The organism is Herbaspirillum sp. BH-1, from assembly GCF_002870055.1.
Taxonomy (GTDB): domain Bacteria; phylum Pseudomonadota; class Gammaproteobacteria; order Burkholderiales; family Burkholderiaceae_D; genus Herbaspirillum; species Herbaspirillum frisingense.
Genome location: NZ_PKOI01000004.1, coordinates 85,181 through 111,951, shown reverse-complemented (window position 1 = coordinate 111,951; position 26,771 = coordinate 85,181). Strand labels below are relative to the sequence as shown.

Annotated in this window: 27 protein-coding genes; 9 read left to right on the top strand and 18 right to left on the bottom strand. The window is 64.3% G+C overall.

The annotated features are described in order from the left end of the window. Position 1: 1 nt before the first annotated feature. From HBH1_RS07295 to HBH1_RS07285, 3 genes are all read right to left on the bottom strand, one after another. The gene (locus HBH1_RS07295) at positions 2 to 2,617 is read right to left on the bottom strand and encodes a branched-chain amino acid ABC transporter ATP-binding protein/permease (protein WP_102662182.1); all 2,616 of its coding nucleotides are present in this window, start codon (positions 2,615 to 2,617) and stop codon (positions 2 to 4) included. Next, entirely contained in the window at positions 2,614 to 3,492 is an 879-nt protein-coding gene (locus HBH1_RS07290; RefSeq protein WP_039874353.1) for a branched-chain amino acid ABC transporter permease, read from the bottom strand. Before HBH1_RS07290 ends, HBH1_RS07295 begins: the two co-directional genes overlap by 4 nt. 68 nt (positions 3,493 to 3,560) lie before the next feature. Continuing rightward, positions 3,561 to 4,745: an ABC transporter substrate-binding protein gene (locus HBH1_RS07285; protein WP_102662181.1), complete on the bottom strand. Its 1,185-nt coding sequence runs from the start codon at positions 4,743 to 4,745 to the stop codon at positions 3,561 to 3,563. A 211-nt stretch (positions 4,746 to 4,956) separates the two neighbouring features. Between HBH1_RS07285 and HBH1_RS07280 the strand changes: the two genes are divergently transcribed. Genes HBH1_RS07280 through HBH1_RS07265 form a run of 4 tightly spaced genes read left to right on the top strand, consistent with a single transcriptional unit; the run spans position 4,957 to position 8,517 of the window. Further along, on the top strand, positions 4,957 to 5,388 hold the full coding sequence (locus tag HBH1_RS07280) for a hypothetical protein (RefSeq protein ID WP_102662180.1): 432 nt from the start codon (positions 4,957 to 4,959) through the stop codon (positions 5,386 to 5,388). A gap of 10 nt (positions 5,389 to 5,398) precedes the next feature. After that, positions 5,399 to 6,367, top strand: coding sequence for a polysaccharide deacetylase family protein (locus HBH1_RS07275; RefSeq protein WP_199181541.1), 969 nt, complete (start codon positions 5,399 to 5,401; stop codon positions 6,365 to 6,367). A 27-nt stretch (positions 6,368 to 6,394) separates the two neighbouring features. After that, positions 6,395 to 7,654, top strand: coding sequence for an amidase (locus tag HBH1_RS07270; protein WP_102662179.1), 1,260 nt, complete (start codon positions 6,395 to 6,397; stop codon positions 7,652 to 7,654). Between the two features lie 32 nt (positions 7,655 to 7,686). After that, the gene (locus tag HBH1_RS07265; RefSeq protein WP_102662178.1) at positions 7,687 to 8,517 is read left to right on the top strand and encodes a GntR family transcriptional regulator; all 831 of its coding nucleotides are present in this window, start codon (positions 7,687 to 7,689) and stop codon (positions 8,515 to 8,517) included. Positions 8,518 to 8,595: 78 nt separating this feature from the next. On the opposite strand, the gene HBH1_RS07260 is transcribed toward HBH1_RS07265, so the two are convergent. The 4 genes from HBH1_RS07260 to HBH1_RS07245 form a co-directional block, all read right to left on the bottom strand. Then, complete coding sequence (locus HBH1_RS07260) at positions 8,596 to 9,606, bottom strand: LLM class flavin-dependent oxidoreductase (protein WP_077235440.1); 1,011 nt, start codon at positions 9,604 to 9,606, stop codon at positions 8,596 to 8,598. A 91-nt stretch (positions 9,607 to 9,697) separates the two neighbouring features. Continuing rightward, positions 9,698 to 10,726 (bottom strand): NADP-dependent oxidoreductase, encoded by a 1,029-nt coding sequence (locus HBH1_RS07255; protein WP_102662177.1) that lies wholly within the window; start codon positions 10,724 to 10,726, stop codon positions 9,698 to 9,700. Positions 10,727 to 10,783: 57 nt separating this feature from the next. Beyond that, a complete protein-coding gene (locus tag HBH1_RS07250; RefSeq protein WP_102662176.1) occupies positions 10,784 to 11,383 on the bottom strand; it encodes a TetR/AcrR family transcriptional regulator in 600 nt (199 codons plus the stop codon). Positions 11,384 to 11,450: 67 nt separating this feature from the next. After that, positions 11,451 to 12,713, bottom strand: a complete 1,263-nt coding sequence (locus HBH1_RS07245) for an MFS transporter (RefSeq protein WP_102662175.1) — start codon at positions 12,711 to 12,713, stop codon at positions 11,451 to 11,453. 101 nt (positions 12,714 to 12,814) lie between these two features. Here HBH1_RS07245 and HBH1_RS07240 point away from each other — a divergent pair, with 101 nt between their 5' ends. Continuing rightward, a complete protein-coding gene (locus HBH1_RS07240; RefSeq protein WP_102662174.1) occupies positions 12,815 to 13,807 on the top strand; it encodes a GlxA family transcriptional regulator in 993 nt (330 codons plus the stop codon). Here HBH1_RS07240 and HBH1_RS07235 read toward each other — a convergent pair. After that, complete coding sequence (locus tag HBH1_RS07235) at positions 13,779 to 14,942, bottom strand: metallophosphoesterase (RefSeq protein WP_102662173.1); 1,164 nt, start codon at positions 14,940 to 14,942, stop codon at positions 13,779 to 13,781. The genes HBH1_RS07240 and HBH1_RS07235 overlap by 29 nt on opposite strands. A 316-nt stretch (positions 14,943 to 15,258) precedes the next feature. Here HBH1_RS07235 and HBH1_RS07230 point away from each other — a divergent pair, with 316 nt between their 5' ends. After that, the gene (locus tag HBH1_RS07230; protein WP_102662172.1) at positions 15,259 to 15,801 is read left to right on the top strand and encodes a hypothetical protein; all 543 of its coding nucleotides are present in this window, start codon (positions 15,259 to 15,261) and stop codon (positions 15,799 to 15,801) included. A gap of 99 nt (positions 15,802 to 15,900) precedes the next feature. Here the strand turns inward: HBH1_RS07230 and ppk2 are convergent, their stop codons facing one another. After that, the gene (gene ppk2 / locus HBH1_RS07225; RefSeq protein WP_102662171.1) at positions 15,901 to 16,812 is read right to left on the bottom strand and encodes a polyphosphate kinase 2; all 912 of its coding nucleotides are present in this window, start codon (positions 16,810 to 16,812) and stop codon (positions 15,901 to 15,903) included. Between the two features lie 233 nt (positions 16,813 to 17,045). Here ppk2 and HBH1_RS07220 point away from each other — a divergent pair, with 233 nt between their 5' ends. Next, positions 17,046 to 17,990, top strand: a complete 945-nt coding sequence (locus tag HBH1_RS07220) for a LysR substrate-binding domain-containing protein (protein WP_102662170.1) — start codon at positions 17,046 to 17,048, stop codon at positions 17,988 to 17,990. Here HBH1_RS07220 and HBH1_RS07215 read toward each other — a convergent pair. The 6 genes from HBH1_RS07215 to ugpB all read right to left on the bottom strand — a co-directional run bounded on the left by HBH1_RS07215 (position 17,987) and on the right by ugpB (position 23,099). After that, the gene (locus HBH1_RS07215) at positions 17,987 to 18,346 is read right to left on the bottom strand and encodes a HepT-like ribonuclease domain-containing protein (protein ID WP_102662169.1); all 360 of its coding nucleotides are present in this window, start codon (positions 18,344 to 18,346) and stop codon (positions 17,987 to 17,989) included. The two genes, HBH1_RS07220 and HBH1_RS07215, sit on opposite strands and share 4 nt — an antisense overlap. Next, positions 18,343 to 18,633 (bottom strand): nucleotidyltransferase family protein, encoded by a 291-nt coding sequence (locus HBH1_RS07210; RefSeq protein WP_102662168.1) that lies wholly within the window; start codon positions 18,631 to 18,633, stop codon positions 18,343 to 18,345. The genes HBH1_RS07215 and HBH1_RS07210 overlap by 4 nt, the downstream gene beginning before the upstream one ends. Before the next feature lie 86 nt (positions 18,634 to 18,719). After that, on the bottom strand, positions 18,720 to 19,814 hold the full coding sequence (locus tag HBH1_RS07205; RefSeq protein ID WP_102662339.1) for a sn-glycerol-3-phosphate import ATP-binding protein UgpC: 1,095 nt from the start codon (positions 19,812 to 19,814) through the stop codon (positions 18,720 to 18,722). A 40-nt stretch (positions 19,815 to 19,854) separates the two neighbouring features. Continuing rightward, a complete protein-coding gene (ugpE, locus tag HBH1_RS07200; protein WP_006462022.1) occupies positions 19,855 to 20,706 on the bottom strand; it encodes a sn-glycerol-3-phosphate ABC transporter permease UgpE in 852 nt (283 codons plus the stop codon). A gap of 52 nt (positions 20,707 to 20,758) precedes the next feature. Then, positions 20,759 to 21,643, bottom strand: coding sequence for a sn-glycerol-3-phosphate ABC transporter permease UgpA (gene ugpA, locus HBH1_RS07195; RefSeq protein WP_102662167.1), 885 nt, complete (start codon positions 21,641 to 21,643; stop codon positions 20,759 to 20,761). Between the two features lie 142 nt (positions 21,644 to 21,785). Continuing rightward, positions 21,786 to 23,099, bottom strand: a complete 1,314-nt coding sequence (gene ugpB / locus HBH1_RS07190; RefSeq protein ID WP_102662166.1) for a sn-glycerol-3-phosphate ABC transporter substrate-binding protein UgpB — start codon at positions 23,097 to 23,099, stop codon at positions 21,786 to 21,788. Between the two features lie 253 nt (positions 23,100 to 23,352). Here ugpB and ubiA point away from each other — a divergent pair, with 253 nt between their 5' ends. Next, positions 23,353 to 24,207: a 4-hydroxybenzoate octaprenyltransferase gene (ubiA, locus tag HBH1_RS07185; RefSeq protein ID WP_102662165.1), complete on the top strand. Its 855-nt coding sequence runs from the start codon at positions 23,353 to 23,355 to the stop codon at positions 24,205 to 24,207. Between the two features lie 37 nt (positions 24,208 to 24,244). Next, a complete protein-coding gene (locus HBH1_RS07180; RefSeq protein ID WP_102662164.1) occupies positions 24,245 to 24,904 on the top strand; it encodes a thiopurine S-methyltransferase in 660 nt (219 codons plus the stop codon). A gap of 16 nt (positions 24,905 to 24,920) precedes the next feature. On the opposite strand, the gene HBH1_RS07175 is transcribed toward HBH1_RS07180, so the two are convergent. From HBH1_RS07175 to proC, 3 genes are read right to left on the bottom strand one after another with little or no spacing between them, the layout of a single operon-like run. Then, complete coding sequence (locus HBH1_RS07175; RefSeq protein WP_006462013.1) at positions 24,921 to 25,148, bottom strand: hypothetical protein; 228 nt, start codon at positions 25,146 to 25,148, stop codon at positions 24,921 to 24,923. Positions 25,149 to 25,201: 53 nt separating this feature from the next. Then, positions 25,202 to 25,945: a peptidoglycan DD-metalloendopeptidase family protein gene (locus HBH1_RS07170; RefSeq protein ID WP_102662163.1), complete on the bottom strand. Its 744-nt coding sequence runs from the start codon at positions 25,943 to 25,945 to the stop codon at positions 25,202 to 25,204. Next, the gene (gene proC, locus HBH1_RS07165) at positions 25,945 to 26,757 is read right to left on the bottom strand and encodes a pyrroline-5-carboxylate reductase (RefSeq protein ID WP_006462011.1); all 813 of its coding nucleotides are present in this window, start codon (positions 26,755 to 26,757) and stop codon (positions 25,945 to 25,947) included. Before proC ends, HBH1_RS07170 begins: the two co-directional genes overlap by 1 nt. Positions 26,758 to 26,771 lie beyond the last annotated feature (14 nt).

Genomic DNA, 26,771 nt, shown 5'->3' with positions numbered 1-26,771 from the left:
CTCAGTGGGCGCCCAGATAGGCCTTGGCCAGGGCATCATTGGCGGCGATCTCGGCGGCCGTGCCCTGTGCCACCACGCGCCCGCCTTCGATCACATAGGCGCGGTCGGCCAGCGACAGCGCCAGGGCCGCCATCTGGTCCACCAGCACGATGGTCATGTTTTCGCGGCGCAACTGGTCCAGTGCCGCGAACAGTTCGGCGATCACCTTCGGCGCCAGTCCCAGCGATGGTTCATCCAGCAGCAGCACGCGCGGGCGCGACATCAGGCCACGGGCGATGGCCAGCATCTGCTGCTCGCCGCCGGAGAGCAGGCCGGCGCGCTGATGCAGGCGTTCACGCAGGCGCGGGAAGCGCCCCAACATCTCCTCTACCCGCGCGTCCACATCCTGCGGATAGAGGAAGGCACCGAGGCGGATATTGTCCAGCACCGAGAGTTCAGGGAACACCTGCCGGCCCTCCGGCACCAGTACCACGCCATGGCGCACGATCTGCTCGGCGCGCAGGTGCATCAGGTTCACGCCACCGGCGTGGATGCCGCCCTCTACCGGACGATGCAAACCGGCCAGTGCGCGCATCAGGGTGGACTTGCCGGCACCATTGGCGCCCAGCAGCGCAATCATCTCGCCCTGCCTGACCTGCAGGTTGATGCCATGCAGGACCGGTTCGGCGCCATAGCCTGTGACCATCTCGCCCACGCCCAGCAATTCGCTGGCACCGGCCACTGCAGCGCGTGCCGCCGTCACCGGCTGTTGGCCGCCCTCGCCCAGGTAGGCCTTGCGCACGGCGGGGTCGTTCTGTACTTCCTGCGGGCTGCCGATGGCCAGGCGCTGCCCGGCATCCAGGACCACGATGCGGCGCGAAATCTGCATCACCAGATCCATATCGTGCTCGACCACCACCACGCTGATGCCGGCCTCGGCGATGCGGGTCAGCAGTTGCGCCAGCAGGGTCTTGTCTTCGCGCGACAGGCCGGCAGCCGGTTCATCGAGTAACAGCACGTCGGGATCGGCGGCCAGCGCCCGGGCGATTTCCACCAGTCGACGGTCCACGTGGGCCAGATCAGCGCTGGGAATGTCGAGTGCACCGCGATAGCCGCAGAAGTCCAGCAGGTGGCGGCTGCGTTCGCGCACCGTGCCGGCCAGGAAGCCACGCGAGGACAGCAGGCCGCCCAGGCGACCGCGACCACAGGCCAGCGCCACGTTGTCGGCCACCGACAGGCTGCCGAACAGTTGCGAAGTCTGGTAGGTACGGGCCACGCCATGACGGGCGATGCGGAAGGCCGGCAGGCCGGCCAGTTCGGTATCGCCCAGCACGAAGCGACCGGCGCTGGGGCGATAGAAGCCGGAGAGCATGTTCAGCGCCGTGGTCTTGCCGGCGCCGTTGGGGCCGATCAGGCTGGTGACGGCGGCACCGGGCACCTCGATGCCGAGATCGCTGACGGCACGCACGCCGCCGAAGACCATGGTGAGTCCGTCCGCGGACAAGGTGCGGCGCGTCCTTGACGGCAGCGCCGGCTGGGCCATGTCATCGTCCGGCGGAGCGATGACGGAAGGTGAGAAGACGGCCGGTTTGCGCAGGCGCGCAGCGAGCTTGCCCAGAAGTCCCGTCACGCCATCCGGGGCGACCCACAGTACCAGCAGCAGCAAGGCACCGAAGAACAGGAGACGATAGTCTTCCAGGCTGGACAGCAGTTCCGGCAGCGCACCCACGATCACGGCACCGATCACCGGGCCAAGGATGGAACCGGAGCCACCCAGCACCACCACCAGTACGAAGAGGATGGACTGCATGAAGCTGAAGGTGTCCGGCGTGACGAAGGTGGACAGCGGCGCGAAGAGCCCACCCGCCAGGCCGGCCAGTGCAGCCGACACCGCAAAAGCGACGGTCTTGATCACCAGCGGATTGAGACCGATGGATTCGGCCGCCGTCTCGCTGTCGCGCACGGCGCGCATGGCTGCGCCCCAGCTGCCGCGCGAGAGCCAGCAGTAGGCGGCCAGTACCACCGCCGCCGTCACCAGACCCAGCACGGCAATCGCGCGCTCGGCCTGCAAACCCATGAAGGACGGTGCGGCCAGACCCATGATGCCGTTCTGGCCACCGGTGAGGTCGCGCAGTTCGATGATGGCGTGCTGGATGATGAAGCTGAAGGCAATCGTGATCATCGCCAGGTAAGGCCCCTTCACGCGCAGTGCCGGTAGCGCCAACAGCATGCCCAGCGCACCCGCAACCACCGCTGCCAGTGGCCAGGCCAGCCAGAACGACAGCCCGGCCTTGGTGGTGAGGATGGCGACCGTATAGGCGCCCACCGCATAGAAGCCGACATGGCCGAAGGAGACCTGTCCGGTCAGACCGATCAGCACGTTCAGACCGATGCCGACGATGGCCACCAGCGCAATGCCGGCCAGCACGAAGACGTAGTAGCTGTTGATCGAGAGCGCCAGCGTGATGGCGGCGATCAGGCCCAGCGCAGAAAACATCAGTGCGGCGGGCGTACCCAATCCGAGCTTGATGTTGGATGAGGAAGAAGTCTCGGCCGATGCTGCCGATGCTGCCGATGCTGCCGACGTGGAGCCCGTAGCCTGCGGACCGCGGGCAATGGAAGGGGGCAGACGATTCATACCTTTTTCACCTGTGCGCGGCCGAACAGGCCGTTGGGACGAATGGCCAGCACCACGATCACCAAAGCGAAGGTGATGATCTGGGTATAACCGGAACCGAGGGTGGCCGTGATGAGTGCCTCGGCCATGCCGAACAGCAGGCCGGCGATCATCACGCCCCAGGCGCTGGTGATGCCACCGAGGATGGCCACCGCGAAGGCCTTCAGGCCGAACAGCGTACCCATGTCGGCATTGACGTTGAACAGCGGCGCGATCAGCACCCCGGCCACGCCGGCCAGCAGGGTCGAAAGCGCGAAGGCCACCGCGATGGCGCGGGTGATGGGAATGCCCATCAGGCGCGCCGCATCGCGGTTCTGCACCACCGCCAGCAGGGCCGTCCCCCAGCGGGTGCGACGCGAGACGGTATGCAGCAAGGCGGCCAGCGCCAGGCCGATGGCCGGGATCAGCAGGTGCAGCGGGTACACGCCCAGGCCCACGCCGCCCAGTTCGATGGACGACAGCGCCAGCGGCGAAGGCAGGCTGCGCGGTTCCTTGCCGAAGGTATGCATGACCAGGTTATCGAGCACGATGCCCAGCGCCACGGTGGACATCAGCCAGGCATTGGAGCCCTGGCGCGCGAAGGGGCGCACCGCCAGTATCTCCACCAGCAATCCGTACAGCGCACAGGCTGCCAGGGCCAGCAGGATGGCCAGCCACATCGGCCAGCCCAGGGTCTGGGCGAAGGTGAAGCACAGCACGGCGCCCAGCATCATGGAGCTGCCCTGTGCAAAATTGACGGTGCCGGAAACGGCATACGTCATGTAGAAGCCGAGCGCCATCAGACCGTACATGCTCCCCAGTCCGAATCCGCTGATCAGTGCCGACAACAGCAACATCGTGTTCTCCTGGCGCCACCCGTGGCCCTGCACGGACGAAAGGTGGCGCGTTTCTTTCCAAGTTTGCGTTACTGGCTCAGGCCGACCGGCAGGATGCGGTTGTCGATGAACTGCGCCCAGACATAGTCGTCGGCCTGCAGGGCGTCATGCACACCGGGGCTGAATGGCTTGACGTAGGTCTTGATCAGGCCTTCGTAGCGATCGATCTTGTAGAAGCCCTCGCGCACTGCATCGCCGTTGGTGGAACCTGCCTTGGCGATGGCCAGCGCGGCCAGTTGCATGCCGTCATAGGCATTGGCCACGCCGACGGCGGGGGTGATGTCGTCCGGCCCCTTGATGGCGGGATACTTGGCCTTGAGCTCGGTAACCACCTTCTCGCCCACCGGGGAGAGCTTGCCGAAGAAGCTGAAGGTCTGGATGAAGTGGACGTTCCTGGCGTTCGGTCCGGCCAGTTCGGTGAAGCGGCCGCCGGCCGGTCCCCAGTGCGACACCACCGGCACCTTCCAGCCCATGCGATCAAGCGACTTGACCACCTGCGCCGAAGGACCGACGTTGCCCACCAGGTACAGGGTATCGGCACCGGCGGCCTTGAGGCGGCTCAGTTGCGGCACCACGTCGACGTCGCTGGCTTCGAACTTCTCGATGCCGGCGGGCTTCATGCCCTTCTCGGCCAGTGCGGCGACGATGCCCTTCTCGTTGGACTCGCCCCAGGGATTGTTGACCAGGATCAGGCCGGCCTTGCTGCTCTTGAAGGTCTTTTGCGCATAGTTGAGCATGGCCTTGTCCACCAGTTCATCCACAGCCGAGACGCGGAAGGCGTAGTTGGGATTGGCGCCATTCCTGGTCACACCGGTGCCGGCCGCCCAGGGACCGACGAAGGGGACTTTTTCCTGGTTGATGATGGGAACGATGGCCATCGACACCGGCGTATCGAGGCCGCCGAAGAGTACCGCCACCTTTTCCTTGAAGATCAGTTCGCGCGCCGCCACCACGCCCTTGGCGGGGTTGCCTTCATCATCGCGGCGCACCAGTTCCAGCTTGCGGCCACCGAGCAGGCCGCCCTTGGCATTGATCTCGTCGATGGCAATGCTCATGCCGCGGGTCAAGGCTTCGCCGGCCTGTGCGGACTGGCCCGACAGGGCGGTGACCAGACCGATCTTGATGGTGTCGGCGGCCAGTGCCAGCGGCGCCAGTGCGGTGGCGACGGTGGCTGCTGCGGCGGCGATCAGGGTACGGCGCGTGAAACGGATCATGTGAATCCCTCCAGTAGGTTCCAGTCATTGAGTGAGTGCTCTGCCCGGCATGACTTATGCAAGGGCTATGCCAAGCAGCACCACGACGCCTAATTTTTGCCGACAATATTTATCTAATAGTTGCAGCATTTATTAGTACTTATTGCCGCTGATAACCTATTTGAATTGCATTCAATAACGCACAGATATTGTGCAGACCCTGGAGAAAATGATGCACGCCGCACCATCATCAAGCAGCCCCCTGACCTACGATCCTGCCGCGCTGGTCGATGAATACCTGCGTGTGCTGATGATTCCCGATCCGGTGGCGGCGCGCCGTTTCGTTTCGCCGGAGCTGAAAATCCGCTTTACCGGCGGGCGCGAGATGATCGATCCTGCACAATGCGCGGCCTTCAATGCCGGCCGCTACGGCTGGGTCAAGAAGCGTTTCGAAGCGACCGAAGTGGTGACCGGTGCCACGCTGGAACAGGCCATCGTCTATAACCGCGGCACGCTGTACGGTGTCTGGCCCGATGGCGAGGCCTTCGAAGGCAACCGGTACGTCGACCGCTACGTGGTGCGCCACGGGCTGATCGTGCATATGGACGTGTGGAACGACAGCGCCGAACGCATGCTGGTGCGCGCCGGTCTGGCCGAACTCTGAGGGAGGACACATGCAGACCACGATCCTGCCACCAGGCGCCGACGCTGCGCTGGGACAAGACGCCGGCGGCGATACCTATGGCGCCCTGCCCTCGCATGGCCGCTTCGGCTATTCGGCCATCCATCGCCGGCCGCACTATCGCTGGCCCAATGGCGCCCGACTGGCGGTCTACCTGGGCTTCAACATCGAGCACTTTGCCTTCGGCGAGGGGCTGGGGGCCAAGCTGGGGCCGGTGTGCCCCGAACCGGATGTGCTCAACTACGCCTGGCGGGAATATGGCAACCGGGTCGGCGCCTGGCGTTGTCTCGAACTGTTCGAGCAACTGGGCTTGTCGGCCGGGGTGTTGATCAATACCGCGCTTTACGATCACTGCCCCGAGCTGGTGGCGGCCTTTGTGGCGCGAGGGGATGAGTTGATCGGTCACGGCCACACCAACGCCCATCAGCAAGGCAGGCTGGACGAAGCGGCAGAAGCGGCGCTGCTGCGTCACTGCCGCGAGCGCATCGGTGCCGAGAGCGGGGTGGCCCCCACCGGCTGGCTTTCGCCCTGGATTTCGGAGAGCCTGGTCACGCCGGACCTGCTGCAGGAAACGGGATATCGCTACACCCTCAACTGGGCGCATGACGACCAGCCGGTACACATGCTCACGCGCAGTGGAGAAACGTTGTGGTCAATTCCCTATCCGCAGGAGTTGAACGACATTCCCATGATCGTGGCACGCCAGATGGACGGGCGCGATTTCGCCCGCATGATCGTGGACAACTTCGACGAGATGCTGGAGCAGTCGGTGCAGCAACCGCTGGTGATGGGGATCGCCCTGCACCCCTATCTGGTGGGCCAGCCCTATCGTCTGCGCCATCTGCGCAGCGCCCTGCAACACCTGGCGGCTGCCCGCGACCGGGGCGAGATCTGGTTCACCACCCCCGGTGCCATCTGCGACCACGTCGCATCGCTGGAACAATTGCGCCAGCCTTTCTGAGGCCGGCATCCGTTTCTGGAGAATGAGTTGAATACTGCTTCAGGCATTACCCCTGCCATCACCAACACCAACGCCAGCGCCGCTACCGCCTTCGACATCGATGACCACGTCGGCGCCTTCGTTGCGCATGGACGTTTCACCCTGGCCGGCGCCGCCAGCGGTCCGCTGGCCGGGCTGCGCTTCGCGGCCAAGGACCTGTTCGACGTGGCCGGCCAGCCCACCGGTGCCGGCAATCCCGACTGGCTGCGCACCCACGCTATCCCCCGGCGTAGCAATGCACTGGTCGATCAATTGCTGCAGGCCGGTGCGACGCTGGTCGGCAAGACACTGACCGATGAGCTGGCCTACAGCATCCACGGTGACAACTACCACTACGGCACGCCGATCAACAGTGCCGCGCCGGAGCGGGTGCCGGGCGGCTCTTCCAGCGGTTCGGCGGCGGCCGTGGCGGCACGCTTGTGCGACTTCGCACTGGGCACCGATACCGGCGGCTCGACCCGGGTGCCGGCCAGCTATTGCGGCGTGTGGGGCTTGCGCACCAGCTTCGGCCTGCTGTCCACGGCCAGCATGGCGCCGCTGTGCCCCCGCTTCGACACTGCCACCTGGCTGGCGCACGACCCCGAGGTCTTCGAGCGCGTCGGCCGGGCGCTGCTGCCGGGAACCGCCGATACGCCGCTGCGCAAGGTCTTGCTGCCGTTCGACATGCTGGAACTGGCCGATCCTGAATTCCACCCGGTCCTGCACCGGGTCTATGAGGGCCTGCGCAAGACCATGCCGGGCGAGCACATGCGCCTGTCGGGCGCGGAGGGAGAGCTGGAAAGATGGCGCCAGGCCTACGTCAGTGCCTCGGCCTACGACGCCTGGCAATGCCATGGTGACTGGATCAGCCAAACCCGGCCGGCGTTCGGCCCGGCCGTGCAGGCACGCTGGGACATGGCGCGCGACACCAGCGCCGAGACCGCCCGCGCCGCACGGGAGAAACAGGACCTGGTACGCCATCGGGTGCGCACCTTGCTGGGGGCCGACGGGGTGGCGGTGATTCCCTCCGCATCCAGCGTGGCGCCGCTGCGCGATGCCAGCGCGGCCGAGATCGATCAGGTACGCGCACGCACCTTCCGCCTGACCTGTGTGGCCGGACTGGCGGGTCTGCCGCAGGTAAGCCTGCCCTTTACCAGCCCCGCCGGGCTGCCGATCGGCGTATCATTGCTGGGCCCGGCGGGCAGCGACCTGGCCCTGATCGGGCTGGCGACCCGCATCTGGCGCACGCTGCAAGGCGGCGCCGGCTGAGTTCCGGGCGCGAACCACCACTCGACAAGACGATGAGCGACACCTCTCCCCGCAAGACTGCCAAGCCCTCTTCCCGTACCCGCAAGCCTCCGGAGGTGAGCCCGGCACCGGCCCGACAGAGCCGCGCCGGCCGCCCCCGCGTGCGGCACGACGCGCTCACCGATGCCCCCGCACTGGTACCGGACGGCGAAGTGGGCGAGGACATCATCGCCCGCATCTACCAGACCGTTTTCGACAGTGTGATGAGCCAGCGCCTGACGCCGGGGACCAAGCTGCCGGAGGCGGCCCTGTGCGAACTGTTCGGCGTGGGACGCACGGTGGTGCAGAAGGCCTTGCAGAAACTGGCGCATGAACACATCGTGGAGTTGCGGCCCAATCGCGGGGCGGTGGTGGCCATGCCGACACCGGAAGAGACACGCGAAATCTTCCAGGCACGACGCGCACTGGAAGGTGCCATCATGCGCCTGGCGGTGCAGAACGCCACCCGCGCCGACCTGGCCAAGCTGCGCCGCCAACTGAAGGAAGAACACGAGGTCATGCACAGCTATGCGCAGACGCACTGGGCGCGGCTGGCGTCGTCCTTCCACATGCGGGTGGCCGAACTGTCGCGCAATGCCACGTTGCAACGCTACCTGAGCGAGCTGGTGTCACGCTGCTCGCTGATCGTGGCCCTGCATGAGCCGGCCGGCTATGCCGCCTGCGAGCATGACGAGCATACCCATATCGTGGACCTGATCGAACGGGGCGATGCCGAGGGCGCGGTGGCGGCCATGGAAGCCCATCTGCTGTCGCTGGAAGAACATATCCACCTGGTCAGCGAGAAGAGCGGCAATAGCCTGGCGCGGATGCTGGGGATGGAATAAGCCTTCGATTGAAGACGAGAAAAAAGGCGGCAGGGACCACGTCCCTGCCGCCTTTTTGTCTGTGGCGTTAGCGCTGGACTAGATCGTCACATTTTCCTGCAGGGCCGCACGGGCCTCGGCAGCAATCTCGAAGGAATGCAGGCGCGCCGCGTGATCGAATATCTGCGCGGTAATGATCAGCTCATCGGGCGCATGTTCGTCGATGAAGGCCTGCAGGCCTTCCTGCACGGTGTCGCGGTCACCCACCACGGCACAGGCCAGCGAACGCTCGACGTGCGCTTGCTCGCCCGGCTGCCAGAGCGCGTCGATGTCATCCACCGGCGGTCGCAACTGGCCAGGCGTGCCACGGATCAGGTTCAGGAATTGCTGCTGCAGCGAGGTGAAGAGGCGCTCGGCTTCGCGCTGGGTATCGGCGGCGAAGACGTTCAGGGCCAGCATCACATAGGGTTTCTTGAGCGTGGCTGAGGGCTTGAAGCGCTCGCGATAGATCTGGATCGCCGACTTCATGAAGCCGGGGGCGAAGTGCGAGGCGAAGGCAAACGGCAAACCCAGTTCGGCCGCCAGCTGGGCGCTGAACATGCTGGAACCGAGCAGCCAGATCGGTACCTTGAGACCGGCACCGGGGACGGCGCGCAGGGACTGGTAGTCGGACGGGTCGTCAAAATATTCCTGCAGTTCCTGCACGTCCTGCGGGAAGTTGTCGGCGGTATCCCCGCCCATGTGGCGGCGCAGGGCGCGCGCGGTGCGCTGGTCGGAACCGGGAGCGCGACCCAGGCCCAGGTCGATGCGACCGGGATAGAGTGATTCCAGGGTGCCGAACTGTTCGGCGATGACCAGCGGCGAGTGGTTGGGCAGCATGATGCCGCCGGAACCGACGCGGATGCTGCGGGTATGGGCGGCGACATGCGAGATCACCAGCGCGGTGGCGGCGCTGGCGATGCCGGGCATGTTGTGGTGTTCGGCCAGCCAGTAGCGCTTGTAGCCCAGCGCTTCGGCGCGCTGCGCCAGTTCCTTGCTGTTGTTGAAGGCCTGGGCGGCGTTGCTGCCCTGGTTGATCGGGGATAGATCAAGAACGGAAAACGGAATCATGAATGGATCCTTGTGGGGGCAGCGGGATCGCCGCCGCACCGGTTGCCGGGGCGTGGCCCCGGGATGAGCAGATGCGCCAGGGAACGGCGCCTCAGTCCAGCTTGACCACCAGCTTGCCGAAGTTCTTGCCCTGCAGCAGGCCCATGAAGGCCTCCGGCGCGTTTTCCAGGCCTTGCACCACGTCTTCGCGGTAGTGCAGCTTGCCTTCCTTGAGCCAGGTGCCGACTTCCTTCTGGAAGGCGGCATACAGGTCGGGCCGGTTGACGTAGTAGTCGAAGATGATGAAACCCTGCACGCGGATGCGCTGGGTCAGCACGCGACGCAGGAAGGCGGCGCTCTCGGTGGCCAGGGTAGCGCCGTTGTAGTGGGCGATCAGGCCGCACACCGGCACGCGGGCGTGGATGTTGAGCAGCGGGAAGACGGCGTCCAGCACGGCGCCGCCGACGTTTTCGAAATACACGTCGATGCCACGCGGGCAGGCGGCCTGCAGCTGCTGCGCGAAGTCGGCGGCGCGGTGGTCGATGCAGGCGTCAAAGCCCAGTTCCTTGACCGCCGATTCACATTTCTGCGCACCGCCGGCGATACCGACCACGTGACAACCGCGCTGCTTGGCGATCTGCCCCACCAGCGAGCCGACGGCACCGGTGGCGGCCGCGACCACGACGGTTTCACCTGCACGCGGCTGGCCGATATCGATCAGGCCGGCATAGGCCGTGTAACCCGGCATGCCCAGCACACCCAGCGCATGCGAGGGATGGGCGAAGTCGGCCGGCAGCTTGTTGACGCCGCTGCCGTCGGAGATGGCGTACTCCTGCCAGCCGGTATAGGCCATCACGCGCTCGCCTTCCTTGAAATCGGCGTGACGCGAGGCCACCACGCTGGACACGACGCCGCCGGTCATGACGCCGTCGATTTCCACTGGTGGTGCGTAGGAAGGGGCATCGCTCATGCGGCCACGCATGTAGGGGTCCAGCGACAGCCATTCGCCGCGCAACAGGATCTGCCCTTCCTGCAGTTCGGGGATGGCGACTTCTTCCAGGCGGAAGTTGTCGGGGCCGGGGGTGCCGGTCGGACGCGAGGCGAGGACGATGCGGCGGTTGGTCTTGGCAGTCTGGGTCATGGGTATTCCTTTCGGTGTTCTGTTCAATCAGGGTGAGAGCACGACGTTCCTGTTGCGCTATTGCGGCGGCACCAGTACCCGCCGGGTCACCAGCATGGCGGCTTCCATCGGCGTGCGGTCGCGGCTGAGCTTGGTCAGCAGGCTGGCACCCAGCCATTGCTGGTAGAGCATGGTGGCCGTGGCCAGCGGTTCGAGCACGGTGTGCAAGGACCCTTCGGCGATACCCTCTTCGATGCAGGTGGCAATGCGTTCAATGAAGCGCTGCGTGCCGGCGTGCAGGACCTGACGCATGTCTTCGGAAAGATCGGCCACCTCGGCCGAGAGCTTGACCACCAGGCAGCGTTGCTCCACTTCCTGGCAGCACTGGCTTTCCAGCCAGTAGCCCCAGTAGGTCAGCAGACGCTCGCGGGCGCTGCTGTCATGGCTGGATTGACCGAGGACCTGTTCCAGCCGGTCCAGGTAACCGGCCACATAGTGCTCGATCAGTTCGCGGCCGTATTGTTCCTTGGAACCGAAGTAGTGATAGAAGGAACCCTTGGGGATGTCGGCAGCGGCCAGGATTTCCGACAGGCCGACGCCGGAGAAGCCTTTTTGCGCAATGATTGCGCGGCCGGCCAGGAGGATGTTGCGTTTGTTTTCGCCATAGTTTTCTCGCATGACGTCCATTCTAACGAAAAATTAGACCGGTCGTCTAAGACCGGTCCTTTTCGCTGATTCAGGCGGCTCACGCGGGCGACGAAGGTGGCGGCGGAAACAGGAACCACACCAGCAGCGCCACCCCTGCCGTACCCAGCCACACTGCCTGCCAGCCCTGCCACTGCAGCAGCAGCGGCACGGCCTGGGCGCAGAGGAAGAAGACCAGGAACACGCAACTGTTGCCCAGCCCCAGGGCGGTGCCGACCTGAGCCGGACCGGCCACCACGGCCAGTTCGGTATAGGCCACGCCGTGCCAGGCCGATACCACCACGCCTGCCACCACCAGCACCAGCGCGAGCCAGAACAAGGACGTCGACATGGCATGGGAAGCGAGTCCGCCCAGCAGGGCGAACAGCGCGGCGCTGGCCAGCGCACAGGTCCGCAGGTAGGCGCGCCGGCGGCCACGGCGATCGGTCCAGCGGCCACTGGCAATGCGGGCCACCGCCGCCCCCACCTGCACCAGGGTCAGCAGCACGCTGATCGCCAGCAGGCCGGCCTGACCGACCTCGTGCAGGAAGATTCCACCAAAGCTGATCAGCGCCACCTGCGGCGCGCACAGCAGGCCGATGCCCAGGGCCAGCCGCCATACCAGCAGACGACGCAGGGCGGGCGCGGCTGGTGCGGCCGATGCGGCCGATGCGATCACATGCGGCATGACCGGCGGCTCGCGCAGCCACAGCAGGACCAGGGCGACACTGCCCAGGCAAGCCGCCATCAATACGCCATAGACCGCGCCAAAGCCGGTATGGGCCGCCAGCGTCGGCAGCACCAGTGCACCTGCGCCGCCACCCAGTGGCACGGCCGTCTGGCGGATGCTCATGGCCAGACCGCGCTCACCGTCAGCAAACCAGCCCATGATGGCGCGGCCGCTGGCACCATTGACACTGCCGCCCAGCAGGCCGGCCAGCATCAGGCCGCCGCACAGCCAGCCATAGGCCGCCGTGCCGTGACCGGGCAAGGCATTTAGGATCAACAGGCCGAGCGCGACACTGCAGCCCAGCAGGCCCGCCAGCAGCACCTTGCGGTCGCCCAGACGGTCGGTCAGCAGACCCCAGGGCAATTCGCCCAGCGCCACGCCCAGGCTCAACAGGCCCAGCACCCAGCCCAGTTGGGCATTGCTGAGCTGGTAGTCGCTGCGCAGCACCAGCGAGGTCACGGGAATGCCGGAAAACACGGCGGCGAAGCTGGCATTGGCCGCCACTCCTGCGGCCAATACCTTCCAGCGATGCGGGGAGGCTACCTGGAGCGCGGTGACCGGGGACGGAGATGGAACGGCAGGAAGGGTGTTCATGATGGCTGGCACGGGTGGAGATGCGCTGCAGTGTGCCGTGCACGGCCATGGCTTGAATGTCATAATTCCGGCACTTCAGGCCATTTGAGGTTTTTTGCACCATGTCCCCGCGTGATACCGCCTTCCTGATCTTCGCCGATTGCAGCATGCTCGACTTCACCGGCCCCCTGTCGGCCTTCGATGCAGCCAACCGGGTGGCGGGCCGCTCGCTGTATCGGCTCACGCTCCATTCCGAAGCGGGCGGACTGATCCGCAGTTCGGCCGGAGCCATGATCCAGACCGAACGCATCGGCCGCACCAGCTTCGATACGCTGGTGGTGGCCGGCGGTGGTGCCCCTCGCGAAGGCCTGGTGTCGGCCGAACTGCGGCGCTACATCGTGCGGGCGGCAGCACGTTCGCGGCGCATCGCCGGCGTCTGCACCGGAGCCTTCGTGCTGGCGGCGGCGGGCGTGCTGGATGGCAAGCGGGCCACCACGCACTGGCGCATGGCGGCCAAGCTGCAGCAGATGCATCCGCAGGTGATAGTGGACAGCGACCGCATCTATTCGCGCGATGGCAGTGTGTGGACCTCGGCCGGCATTTCCGCCGGGATCGACCTGGCACTGGCGCTCATCGAGGACGATCACGGCGCCGAACTGGCGCGTTCGGTGGCACGCGAGCTGGTGGTGTATTACCGCCGGCCGGGCGGGCAGTCGCAGTTCTCGGCGCTGCAGGAAATCGATGGCGGTTCAGAGCGCATCCGGCGCGCCCTGGCCTATGCCCGCGAACATCTGCAGCACGAATTGACGGTGGATGTGCTGGCCGAGGTGGCTTGCCTGAGCCGCCGCCAGTTCGACCGCAGCTTCGCGGCCGAGACCGGTCAGACGCCGGCGCGCGCCATCGAGCAGATGCGGGCCGAGGCGGCGCGGCTGCGTATCGAACAATCGCAGGACACCCTGGAGAGCATCGCCCGCGCTACCGGGTTCGGCGACGCAGACCGCATGCGCCGGGTCTGCCTGCGCCTGTTCGGTCAGCCACCGCAGGCCATGCGGCGGCTGGCACGGCAGGAAGACGCCGGGTCGGAGCTCAGCGCGCCGTCAGGCGTACCCGGGTGATTTCGGAAGGCGCCAGCAGGCGCTTGGGCGGGCCCCAATAGCCGGTACCCCGGCTGACGTAGATCCACAGGCCCTGCAGGCGCTTGAGGCCGGCCACGTAGGGCTGTTGCAGCGGGACGAAGAAATTCCAGGGGAAGAACTGGCCGCCATGGGTGTGGCCCGACAGCTGCAGGTCGTAGCCCGCTGCGGCGGCTGCCGTGGCGCTGCGCGGCTGGTGCGCCAGCAGGATGCGCGGATGATGGGCGGGCGCATCGGCGATGGCCGCCTGCGGATCGCTGCGATGGGTCGGATCGAAGTGATGGGCGGTGTAGTCGGTGACCCCGGCCAGGACCAGCCCGGCATCCTCGTGGCGCAGTACCACGTGTTCGTTCATCAGCACGGTCACGCCCAGGCGACGCACCTCGTCTATCCATTCATGGGCATTGGAGTAGTACTCGTGATTGCCGGTGACGAAGTAGGCGCCGTGACGGGCACGCAATTGCGCCAGCGGCGCGGTGTGCGGTGCCAGCTGGCGCACGCTGCCATCGACCAGATCACCGGTGATGGCCACCACGTCCGGCTGCAAGGCATTGACCTTGTCCACGATGGCCTGCAGGTAAGGCGCCTTGATGGTGGGACCGACATGGATGTCGCTGATCTGGACGATGGTGAAACCCTCCAGCGCAGGCGGCAGGTTGGCGATGGGCACATCGACCTCGACCACGGCTGCGGTGCGGCGCGCATTGAGATAGCCGATGACCGTGGCCGCGGCGGTCAGGGCCAGCACCAGCCAGGCGGTCAGCTCCACCATCTCCTGCCGCTGGATGGGCGACAGCGAGGCCGCCAGCCAGGGCAGCAGCGCCAGCGCGATGGCGCGCAGCAAGGTCAGCAGCAGGGCCGAGGAAAACGCGCCCATGGCCAGCATCCCGGCCCAGGCCAGACGGTCGGACCAGGCCTCGGAAAGCCCGCGCCGCTTCAGGTAGGGTGCCGCCAGGGCCACTGGCATGAGCAGGAAGGACAGTGTCAGCACCGCCGCGCCCAGTGCTATCCAGCCGGGGTGGATGCTCAGGGCGGGCAGCAATTGCCAGCCTATCCAGGCATGCAGGGCGGCCAGCAGGCCGAGGATGATGAAGACGGAGCTGATGCTACGGCGCATGAGGGGCCTTTGGGAGAGAAAGCAGGGGCGGCATTTCTTGCCAGAAAGAAAATAGATGGCGGTGGGAGACATGCTTTTCAAGCAATTTCTGCGAAAAGCTGCATAAATTCTTTGGAAAACTACCCAAAATCCAGTTGCCCTGGCATTCGACTGAAGAAAAAGTCAGCTTCGGTCATGCAAGAAGACGTGTGGAGGAGGATAATATTGCTTTCATCCCCCCGTTTTTAATTCGCGCGACCTTGATGGCTTCGGCCACATCGATGCCAGACACACGACATCGACCGGAGGCCGCGCCTGCATCATTGGAAGAGTTATTTTGAGTTCAAGCAAAACCAAACGCTGGCATGGCAACGTCGAGGCGATCAAGGCCGAATTCCTCAACGGCGTGATCACCCAGATGACCTCCTACGGCGACCGTGTCCATTTCAGCATGTTCGGTTCGGTGCAAAAGCCCCACTACGAAGTGATCAACAGCTTCGACAAGAAGATGGCCTTCGATGGCAATCACCACCTGCACCGCGCCGAGGAAACCGAATTCGGTCCCGGCAACGTCACGCCCATCTTCACGCTGGACCATATCAAGCGCATCGTCGCCACCGGCGGCAGCGGTACCCGCAGCACTCCGCGCGCAGCCCGTGCGGCGTCGGCCCGCAGTGCGGCCGGCAGTGCTCGTCCGACCACCGCCGCGGCCCGCGCCCGGGAAGCGGTGGATGGCGAAAAGTACGCCTACTTCAAGGCCAACCGCCACATGCTGCCTGACGAAATCAACCAGCATTCCGATGAGATCAGCAAGCTGATGCTCAATGGCATGTCGGCTGAACAGGCGTTTGGCGAAGTCATTTCCAAGTACTTCGACTAAACCGGGCAAGCCCCGCTCTGGCCACACGCCGGCAGCACCAATGACAATGGCCGGAGACTTCGTCTCCGGCCATTTTTCATGCGGGGTCCCGGGCAGGGATCAATAGTATTCCGGCACGATCATCGAATCCGGCACGGGGTGGCGCTCGTAGTCCTCGTGGCGCTCGCGCTCGGGCAGCTGGATCGGCGCATGCGGCACTTCGGCATAGGGCATCTGCTGCAGCAGGTGCTGGATGCAGTTCAGGCGAGCCTTCTTCTTGTCCACCGCCTGCACCACCCACCACGGTGCTTCCGGAATGTGGGTACGCTCCAGCATCACTTCCTTGGCCTTGGTGTATTCCTCCCAGCGGCGGCGCGATTCGAGGTCCATGGGGCTGAGCTTCCACTGCTTGAGCGGATCATGGATGCGCGAGAGGAAGCGCAGGTGCTGCTCTTCATCGGTGATGGAGAACCAGTACTTGATGACCTGGATGCCGGCACGGGTGAGCATGCGTTCGAACTCCGGCACCGAGCGGAAGAATTCCTCGTACTGCTCGTCGCTGCAGAAGCCCATCACCCGTTCCACGCCGGCACGGTTGTACCAGCTGCGGTCGAACAGCACGATCTCGCCGGCGGCCGGCAGGTGCGAGACATAGCGCTGGAAATACCACTGCGTGCGTTCGCGGTCGTTGGGAGCCGGCAGCGCGGCCACGCGTGCCACGCGGGGGTTCAGGCGCTGGGTGATGCGTTTGATCACGCCGCCCTTGCCGGCCGCGTCACGGCCTTCGAATACGATCACCACCTTGTGGCCGGTCTGCACCACCCAGTCCTGCAGCTTGACCAGCTCGCCCTGCAGGCGGAACAGTTCGCGGAAATACAGGCGGCGGTATTCCTTTTCCTCTTCGCCATGGGCGCTGGAGAACTCGCCGGTGACCGGGTCCACGGTACGGTCTTCCAGTTCCAGTTCCATTTCTTCGTCGTAGCTGTCGGCCAGTTCGCGGTGGACGCGCTTGACCAGTTCTTCCTTATCCATTGTTTCCTCGTGTGCAAGATAAAGCGGCGAACGCGGCACTCCCCTTCGCCGGAAAAGTGCGTGACAACATACCTGTCCATTGTGACCAAGCCGTGACAGGACGATAACACCGGCACCCAGCCTCGCCAATGCCGCTCCCATCCTGCGCCAATGGAGGACGGCCCGCCTTGCGCCGGCGCAGGTGGCCCATGCGAAAATACGCTATAGTCCCCAAAACGATTCGGCATAACAGCATGACACTTACAGAACTCAAATACATCGTGGCCGTCGCGCGCGAAAAGCATTTCGGCCATGCAGCAGAAGCTTGTTTCGTCGCCCAGCCCACGCTGTCGGTGGCCATCAAGAAGCTGGAAGACGAACTTGGGGTCGTGATCTTCGAGCGCGGCGGTACCGAGGTCTCGGTCACGCCGCTGGGCGCGCAGATCGTGGCGCAGGCCGAACGCGTGCTGGAGCAGACGGCGGCCATCAAGGAGATCGCCAACCAGAACAAGGACCCGCTATCGGGCCCGCTGCGCCTGGGCATCATCTATACCATCGGCCCCTACCTGCTGCCCTCGCTGGTCAAGACCATGATCGAGCGCGTGCCGCAGATGCCGCTGATCCTGCAGGAGAATTTCACCACCCGCCTGATCGAACTGCTGCGCCAGGGCGAGCTCGATGCGGCCATCATGGCCCTGCCCTTCCCCGAGCACGGTCTGAACGTGCTGCCGCTGTACGACGAGGAATTCATGGTCGCCCTGCCGCGTCAGCACAAGTGGGCCGAACGCAAGGAAATCGACGCCCGCGAACTCAAGACAGAAACCATGCTGCTGCTGGGCAATGGCCACTGCTTCCGCGACCAGGTGCTGGAAGTCTGTCCCGAGATGTCGCGCTTTTCCACCAATGGCGACGGCATCGCCCGCACCTTCGAGGGCTCGTCGCTGGAGACGATCCGCCACATGGTGTCGTCCGGCATCGGCGTGACCGTATTGCCGCGCGCCTCCATCCCCGATGCCAACACCCGCGACGGCATGGTGCGCTACGTCCCCTTCGTGGCGCCGGCTCCCTCGCGCCGCGTGGTGATCGCCTGGCGCAAGAGCTTCACCCGGCAGGCCGCCATCGATGCCGTGCATCAGGCGGTGCTGGCGTGCAATCTCAATGGGGTGCAGATGCTGACGGAAGAAACGACGGTCGGCTAAGGGCCAACGTCTGCGACCAGCGGGGCAATCTGCGCGTGGAGCAATGGCAGATCACGTTGCACCGTGTTCCAGACGACTTCCATGTCCACCTTGTCGTAGCCGTGCGAGACACGATTTCGCATCGTGTACATGACCAGCCAGGGGATGTGGTCATGTCGTGCGGCGAATTCGGGATCAGCCCGCAGAATGTTGTTGGCAGCCTCGCCGATGATTTCGATATTGCGGATGACGGCGTCCTGCACCAGTTCGTTGGCGAGGAACACCAGTTCATCCATTTCTGCCGTGTAGCGGTCGATCCGCTCGATGGCATGCAGGATATGGCCGAGATAGCTCGCCACCCGCCCGGCCTTGTTCATACCGGAATTGCCTCGGAAAGTATCTGCCTGCGCATTTCCTCGGGCAAGGCCCTGGGGGTCAGCACATCCACTGACACCCCCAGCAGATGCTGCAATTCCACCTGAATGGCAGCCACGTCCATGAGCGAAGTTTCTGGCGTGGGATCGATCAGGATGTCGAGATCGCTGCCCTCGGTATCCTGGCCGTGCGCAACGGAGCCGAATACCCTGGCATTGAGGGCGCGATGGGACTCGACAACATGGCGAATCGCGGCACGGTGGCTGGCCAGGGCTTCAGAAGGCTTCATATCAGGCTTTCCCGGAATCAGGTCCGGGTCATGATAGGGCAAGCCTGCCCATCAGGCAATAACGCACCTGGGCCAGCATGGGCAAGTCAGCCGATGCGACGCGTACTCTGCACATCAAACCAATGCACGTCCGTCGCGCCGAATGACGCACCGATATGCTGACCGGTACTGACCGGCACATTGGCAGGACAGCGCAGCACCAGCGCCTGGCCGCCGCAGCGCGCATGCACCAGCAGCTCGGCACCCAGCGCTTCCACCAGTTCCACTTCCAGCGAAAGCTGTGCGGCCGAGCCGTCGAGGATGGGCAGCAGGTGTTCCGGACGTACGCCGAGGATGCGTTCCTGGCCCGCGGCAGCGCTTGCCGGCTGCGGCAGGCGGATGGTATCGGCCTCATCCCCCTTGCTGACCTCGAAGCCGGTGCCATCCGTACTGACCCTGCCCTGCAGCAGGTTCATCGGCGGTGAACCGATGAAGCTGGCCACGAAAGTGGTGGCCGGGCGCGCATACACCTCGGCCGGCGTGCCGATCTGCTCGGCCACGCCACGGTTCATGACGATCATGCGCTGGCCCAGGGTCATCGCCTCGACCTGGTCGTGGGTGACATACAGGCTGGTGGTGCGCAGGCTGGCGTGCAGCTTCTGGATTTCCAGGCGCATCTGCACGCGCAGCTTGGCATCCAGGTTGGAGAGAGGCTCGTCGAAGAGGAACACTGCAGGTTTCCTCACGATGGCACGGCCCATGGCCACGCGCTGGCGCTGGCCGCCGGAGAGCTGGCGCGGAGTGCGCTCCAGCAACGCGCCCAGTTCCAGGATGGCGGCAGCACGCTGCACGCGCTCGTCGATCTCGCTCTTGGACAGGCCCTGGATCTTCAGGCCGTAAGCCATGTTCTGATACACCGTCATGTGCGGATAGAGTGCATAGTTCTGGAACACCATGGCGATGTCGCGCTCCTTGGGTTCCAGGTCATTGACCACGCGCTCGCCGATGACGATCTGGCCGCTGCTGATGTCTTCCAGGCCCGCGACCATGCGCAGCAGCGTCGACTTGCCGCAGCCGGATGGCCCGACCATGACGATGAATTCGCCGTCGGCGATCTCGGCATCGATGCCATGGATCACGTCGACCGCCTTGGGGCCATTGCCGTAGGTCTTGCGGACTTGCTTGAGGTGGATTGCTGCCATGATGGTAAGCGCCGTCAATGGGCGTCGTAAATGATATAAATTATTTCTCGGAATCAACCAGGCCCTTGACGAACCATTTCTGCATCACCACCACCACCAGGCCGGGCGGCAGCATGGCCAGGATCATGGTGGCCATCACGAGGTTCCATTCCACGGCCGAATCGCCGCCGGAAATCAGGGTCTTGATGCCGATGCCGATCGGATACATGCCGGGATCGGTGGCGATGATCAACGGCCACAGGTACTGGTTCCAGCCATAGATGAACATGATCACGAAGAGCGCGATCACGTTGGTGCGCGACAGGGGCCACAGCACGTCCTTGAGGAAACGCAAGGGGCCGGCGCCATCAATGCGCGCCGCCTCGGCCAGTTCGTCCGGCACCGTCAGGAAGAACTGGCGGAACAGGAAGGTCGCCGTGGCCGACGCAATGAGCGGTACGCTCAGGCCGGCATAGCTGTTGAGCATGCCCAGGTCGGACACCACCTGGTAGGTCGGCGTGATGCGCACCTCTACCGGCAACATCAGGGTGACGAAGATCATCCAGAAGAACAGGCCTCGACCGGGGAAGCGGAAGTACACGATGGCAAAGGCCGACAGCATGGAAATGGAAATCTTGCCGATGGCGATGATGAGCGCAGTGGCCAGGCTCACCCACAGCATGTGCAGGACCGGCGGCGCCGTGACCTGCCCGGACGCGCCCTTGAACAGCACGGCGCTGTAGTTGTTGACCAGCTCCCCGCCCGGCACCAGCGACAGCGGCGACAGGGCCGATTGCTCGGCGGTCTGGGTACTGGCCACGAAGGCCACGTAGAGCGGAAAGAACACGATCAGCACCCCCAGCACCAGTACCACATGGCTGAGGAAATCGAGGATGGGGCGACGTTCGATCATGCTGCCACCTCCTGGCGGACAATCTTCATGGTGTTCATGGTGGTGACGGTGTTCATGCGTATTGGACCTTCTTCTCGACGTACTTGAACTGCACCACCGTCAGCAGGATCACCAGCGCCATCAGCACCACCGACTGTGCCGCAGAACTGCCCAGGTCGCCGCCCTTGAAGCCATCGGAAAACACCTTGTAGACCAGGATCTCGGTGTCCTTGCCGGGACCGCCGTGGGTGGTGGCATCGACGATGACGAAGGTATCGAAGAAGGCATAGACCACGTTGACCACGAACAGGAAGAAGGTGGTCGGCGAGATCAGCGGGAAGACGATGGTGAAGAAGCGCTTGACCGGCCCGGCGCCATCGATGGCGGCCGCTTCGATGAGCGACTTCGGAATCGACTGCAGGCCAGCCAGGAAGAACAGGAAGTTGTAGCTGATCTGCTTCCAGATGGCGGCGATCACGATCAGGATCATCGCGTGCGTGCCGTTGATCATGTAGTCCCAGGGCAGGCCCAGCCAGCTCAGTACGTGCGAGAGGATGCCCAGCGAGGGACTGAGCAGGAACATCCACAGCACGCCCACCACCACCGGTGAGACCGCATAGGGCCAGATCAGGAAGGTCTTGTAGATCGAGGTGCCGCGCCGCACACGGTCGGCGAAGACTGCCAGCAGCAGCGACACCGCCAGGCCGAAGAAAGCCACCAGCGCCGAGAAGACCGCCGTGGTCCGGAACGATTCGAGGTAGGTCGGATCGCCGAAGAGGGTCTTGAAGTTGTCGAGCCAGACGAATTCGGAATAGCCGCCGAAGGCATCCTGCAACAGCATGGACTGGTACAGCGCCTGCGCGGCGGGCCAGAAAAAGAACAGCAATGTGATCACGATCTGCGGCGCCACCAGCAGATAGGGCAACCACTTAGAGGTGAATCGCGCGCGTTTTTCCACGATCGTTCCTGCCGGGTTCCCCGGCGTCAAAGAAGTTTGAATGACTGGAAATGGAAACCGGCGATGGGCCCCGTTGCCGGAGCGCCATCGCCGCTTCCGGCCCCTTCATGCCGGTAGGCATGCAGGGGCGGGACTGACGGAATTACTGGTTACCCTTGTTGGCCTTTTCGAAGCGGACCAACAGTTCGTCGCCACGCTTGACGGCCGAATCCAGGGCTTCCTTGGGGCTCTTCTTGCCGGTCCAGACGTTTTCCAGTTCCTCATCGAACACGGTACGGACCTGGGCGTAGTTGCCCAGGCGCAGACCGCGCGACTTGTCGGTGGTCTTGACGATCATCTGCTTGGCGGCCACGTCGGTACCCGGATTGCGCTCATAGAAGCCGGACTTCTTGGTCAGCTCGTAGGCAGCCTTGGTCACCGGCAGGTAGCCGGTATCCTGGTGCCACTTGGCGGCCACTTCCGGCTTGGACAGATAGCTGAAGAACTTGGCCACGCCCTTGTACTCGTCGCCCTTCTTGCCATTCATCACCCACAGCGAAGCACCACCGATGACGGTGTTCTGGGGTGCGCCCTGCACATCGTTGTAGTACGGCAGGGTGGCCACGCCGAACTTGAACTTGGCGTTCTTGCGGATATCGGCGTAGGCCGAGGAGGAGCCGGTGATGATGGCGCATTCGCCCGCGTTGAACTTGGCATTGGCCTCGTCCTTGCGGCCGGCGTAGGTGAAGTAACCCTGCTTGGCCCAGTTCGACAGGTTCTCGATATGGCGCACGTGCAGCGGGCTATTCATCTTCAGGCGTGCATCCAGGCCGCCGAAGCCGTTGTTCTTGGACGCCAGCTCGACGTTATGCCAGGTTGAAAACGATTCCAAATGCACCCAGGATTGCCAGGTCGTGGTGTAGGCACAGGAGGCGCCGCTGGCCTTGATCTTGGCGGCCATGCCAACGAATTCCTGCCAGGTCACGGGCGGCTTTTCGGGATCCAGGCCAGCCTTGGCGAACATGTCCTTGTTGTAGAACATGATGGTGGTGGAGCTGTTGAAGGGGAAGGACATCATGCCCTTGGGGGTCGAGTAGTAACCCGCCACGGCCGGCACGTAGTCGTTCTGGTCGAACTTCTCGCCGGCCTGGTGCATCACCTCGTACACCGGCTTGACCGCACCCTTGGCGTAGATCATGGTGGCGGTGCCCACTTCGAACACCTGCAGGATGTCCGGTGCATTGCCTGCACGGTAGGCGGCGATCGCAGCCGACATCGATTCGTCGTAGGTCCCCTTGTAGACGGGCACGACCTTGTAGTCGCTCTGGCTCTTGTTGAAGTCGTCGGCCAGGGCATTGACACGCTCGCCCAGGGCGCCGGTCATGGAATGCCACCAGCTGATCTCGGTGGCAGCGAAGGCGGAGGAAGTGATCGTCGCCAGGACACCGGTCGCGATCAGTGTTTTCATCATGTTCATCAGAGGGGACCTCTCAAAAAAGGGGTTTTGATGCTAACAACGCTCCATGACAGCGGCGTTACATTAGCGGCCCTTGCCGGCCACTGCAAAGGAAAAATCTGCGGCTATGCAGCACAAAACCTGGAAATGTCTCAAAACGGATAGGCTGTTTTTATAAAATTTATGTTTGATGCAGCTCACCACCAAAAAAGCACGACAGTGCTCAAACAGCGAGGCGAATTATAATGCGGACTTTCGTTTTTGCGGACATCGAATGGACAGGTTAAGGCTATACGCGCTGCTGGTACGCGCCCACAAACCCATCGGCATCCTGCTCTTGCTGTGGCCCACGCTGATCGCCCTGTGGCTGGCGGCAGGCGGCCCGCCGGACTGGCGCATCCTGCTGATCTACGTACTGGGCACCGCGCTGATGCGTTCGGCCGGCTGCGCCATCAATGACTACGCCGACCGCGACTTCGACCGCCACGTCAAGCGCACCGAGCAGCGGCCGTTGACGTCCGGCAAGATCAAGTCCTGGGAAGCCCTGATGGTGGCAGGTGTGCTGGCGCTGGTGTCGTTCCTGCTGATCCTGCCGCTGAACGCGCTGACCCTGCAACTGTCGGTGGCAGCGGTGATCATTGCGGCCACCTATCCCTACTTCAAGCGTTTCTTCGCCATTCCCCAGGCCTACCTGGGCATTGCCTTCGGCTTCGGCATCCCGATGGGGTTCGCCACGGTCACCGGCACGGTACCGCTGGCAGCCTGGGTGCTGCTGGTGGCCAACATCTTCTGGGCCGTGGCCTATGACACCGAATATGCGATGGTGGACCGCGACGACGACCTGAAGATCGGCATCAAGACCTCGGCCATCACCTTCGGCCGCCACGACGTGCTGGCCGTGATGCTGTGCTACGCCGTGGCGCTGGCGCTGGTATGGGTAGTCGGCCTGCAATACGGATTGGGCCTGTGGTTCTCGGCCGGCATGCTGGTGGCCTGCGGCTTCGCGCTGTATCACTACACCCTGATCCGCGAACGTGACCGCATGCGCTGCTTCGCGGCCTTCAACAACAACAACTGGCTGGGCGCGGCGATCTTCGCCGGTGTCGCGCTGGATTACCTGATGCGCTGAAGCGGCATCGGGCGCCGATACGAAAACAGGAGACGACATGGAAGCGCAATTCTGGCTGGAACGCTGGCGCGAAGGCCGCACGCATTTTCATCAGGAGCGCGTGACGCCCCTGCTACAGAAATACTGGCCGCAACTGGCCTTGCCAGCCGGGAGTACGGTGCTGGTGCCACTGTGCGGCAAGTCGCTGGACATGCTGTGGCTGGCCCAGCAGGGGCACCGGGTGCTGGGCGTGGAACTGTCGGAACTGGCCATCACCCAGTTCTTCAGCGAGAACCAGCTTACGCCGGCGATCCATGAAAGCGCTCAGGGCCGGCACTACGTGGCCGGCAACATCGAGCTGGTGTGCGGCGATATCTTCCTGCTGGAAGACGCCACCCTGGCGGCCTGTGCCGGCGCCTACGACCGTGCCGCCCTGATCGCGCTGCCGCCACAGATGCGGGCGCGTTACGTCGCCGAGATCTATGGCCGCCTGCCGGCCCAGGCCCGCAGCCTGTTGATCACGCTGGAATACGACCAGCAGAAGATGGATGGCCCGCCCTTCTCGGTGGCGGAAGAAGAAGTACAACGGCTCTACGCGCCGCACAGCGAAGCCGTGGCAATCGACCGTCGGGATATCCTGGAGAAGGAACCCAAGTTCCTGGAGCGCGGATTGACGGCGCTGGATACGGTGGTCTATCGCTTGCAGCGCGAGGGCTGACGCCGAGCGGACCTGTCTACACCTCAGCAGTCGTGCGCACCACCGTCACCCGGCTGATGAGGAATTCCCCGTCCACCACCACACGAAACGGCACGCCGGTCACGTTGAAGCCAGGGCCACCGTCATCGTCCCAGGCCTGGGCGATGGCATCGAACTCGCTCGGACTCATGTGCAGCATCTGGGCGCTGATGACGAAGGTCGCACCGGTCTTCTGTTTTCTGACGATGTCTTCGAGCTTGGCCATGGGGGTTCCTGATTTTTCCTGAATCTGATCTTTAGTGAGGTGCAGCGTGCCAGTCAGCGCGCCGGCAGCAAGGCCATCACGTTGACCGGCTTGCCGTTGCGGCGGATTTCGAAATACAGCTTCACCTTGTTGGTGTCGCTGTTGCCCATGGTGGCGATCTGCTGGCCGCGCGTGACCATCTGGCCTTCCTTGACGGTGATGCTCTTGTTGTGGGCATACACCGACAGCAGTTGCGGCGTGTGCTTGATGATCACCATGTTGCCGTAGCCACGGATGCCATGACCGGCATAGGTGACCTTGCCGGCAGCTGCAGCCACCACCGATTGTCCATCGCTGCCGGCGATGTCGATGCCCTTCTTGTAGCTGTCCGCGCTGGGGGCGGATTTGCCCTGCGTGGGCCACATCCAGTCCAGCTTGGCGTCGGCCGGGGCCGGGGCATCGTCATCGTCCTGGTCCTTGGGAGCGGGCTTGGCAGCCGCTCGGGCGGCCGGCTTGCGGGTCGCGGTGGAGGATGCCGCCGGACGGCTGCTCTGACCGGCGCCGGTGCGAGCCACCACGCCGGCCGGTGGGCGCACCAGGATGCGCTGCCCGACCTCGAGGTCATCCGGATTACGCAATTTGTTCCAGGCGCGCAGGTTGCCCGGGTTCTGGTCGAAGTCGCGGCCGATGCTGTAGAGGGTATCGCCGCGCTTGACGGTGTAATAGCCATCGCTGTCGGCCGTGGATGCGCAACCGCCCAGCAGCAAGACTCCCGCCAGCAGGGCCGGCAGCGCTCCGGAAGAAACCGCCCGTCTCATCAGGCCTTTCCGAACTCGTCGCCCAGCTCCTTGCTGCGCGTGGCCGCTGCCTGCAGGGCCTGGACGATGGCGCCCTTCACGCCGGATTGCTCCAGGCTGGTCAGTGCCGCATAGGTGGTGCCGCCCTTGGAAGTGACGCGCTCGCGCAGAGTCGCCACCGATTCATCGGAACGACGCGCCAGTTCGGTGGCACCGGCAAAAGTCGCCTTGGCCAGTTGCAGACCGTCTTCACGGGACAGACCCAGCTGGGCTGCAGCCTGCTCCATCGCTTCAAGGAAGTAGAACACATAGGCGGGGCCGCTGCCCGATACCGCAGTGACGGCATCGAGCTGCTCTTCACTGCCCAGCCACAGGGTCTCACCCACTGCCTTGAGGATAGAATCGGCCTGCGCGCGCTGCAGCGTGGAAACCTGCGCATGCGGCACCACGCCAGAGATGCCCTGACCGATCAGCGCCGGGGTATTGGGCATGGCGCGTACGATGGCCTGATGACCATCCAGCCAGCGCTCCATGTCGACAATGCGGATGCCAGCAGCAATGGACACGATCAGTTGCGCGCCGATGAAGGGCTTGAGCGTGGCGACCACCTCGCGCATCTGCTGCGGCTTGACTGCCAGCACCACGACGTCCACACCGGTGATGGCGCCATCGATGGCCTGCGCGGTGGAGACGCCGAACTTGTCGGCCAGCGACTTGAGCGCATCGGCATTGAGATCGACCACGTGGATGTCTTCTGCCGCTGCGACCTTGCCGACCAGTCCGCCGATCAAGGCCGCTGCCATATTGCCGCCGCCGATAAACGCTATCTTCACTTCCGCTCCTTGTG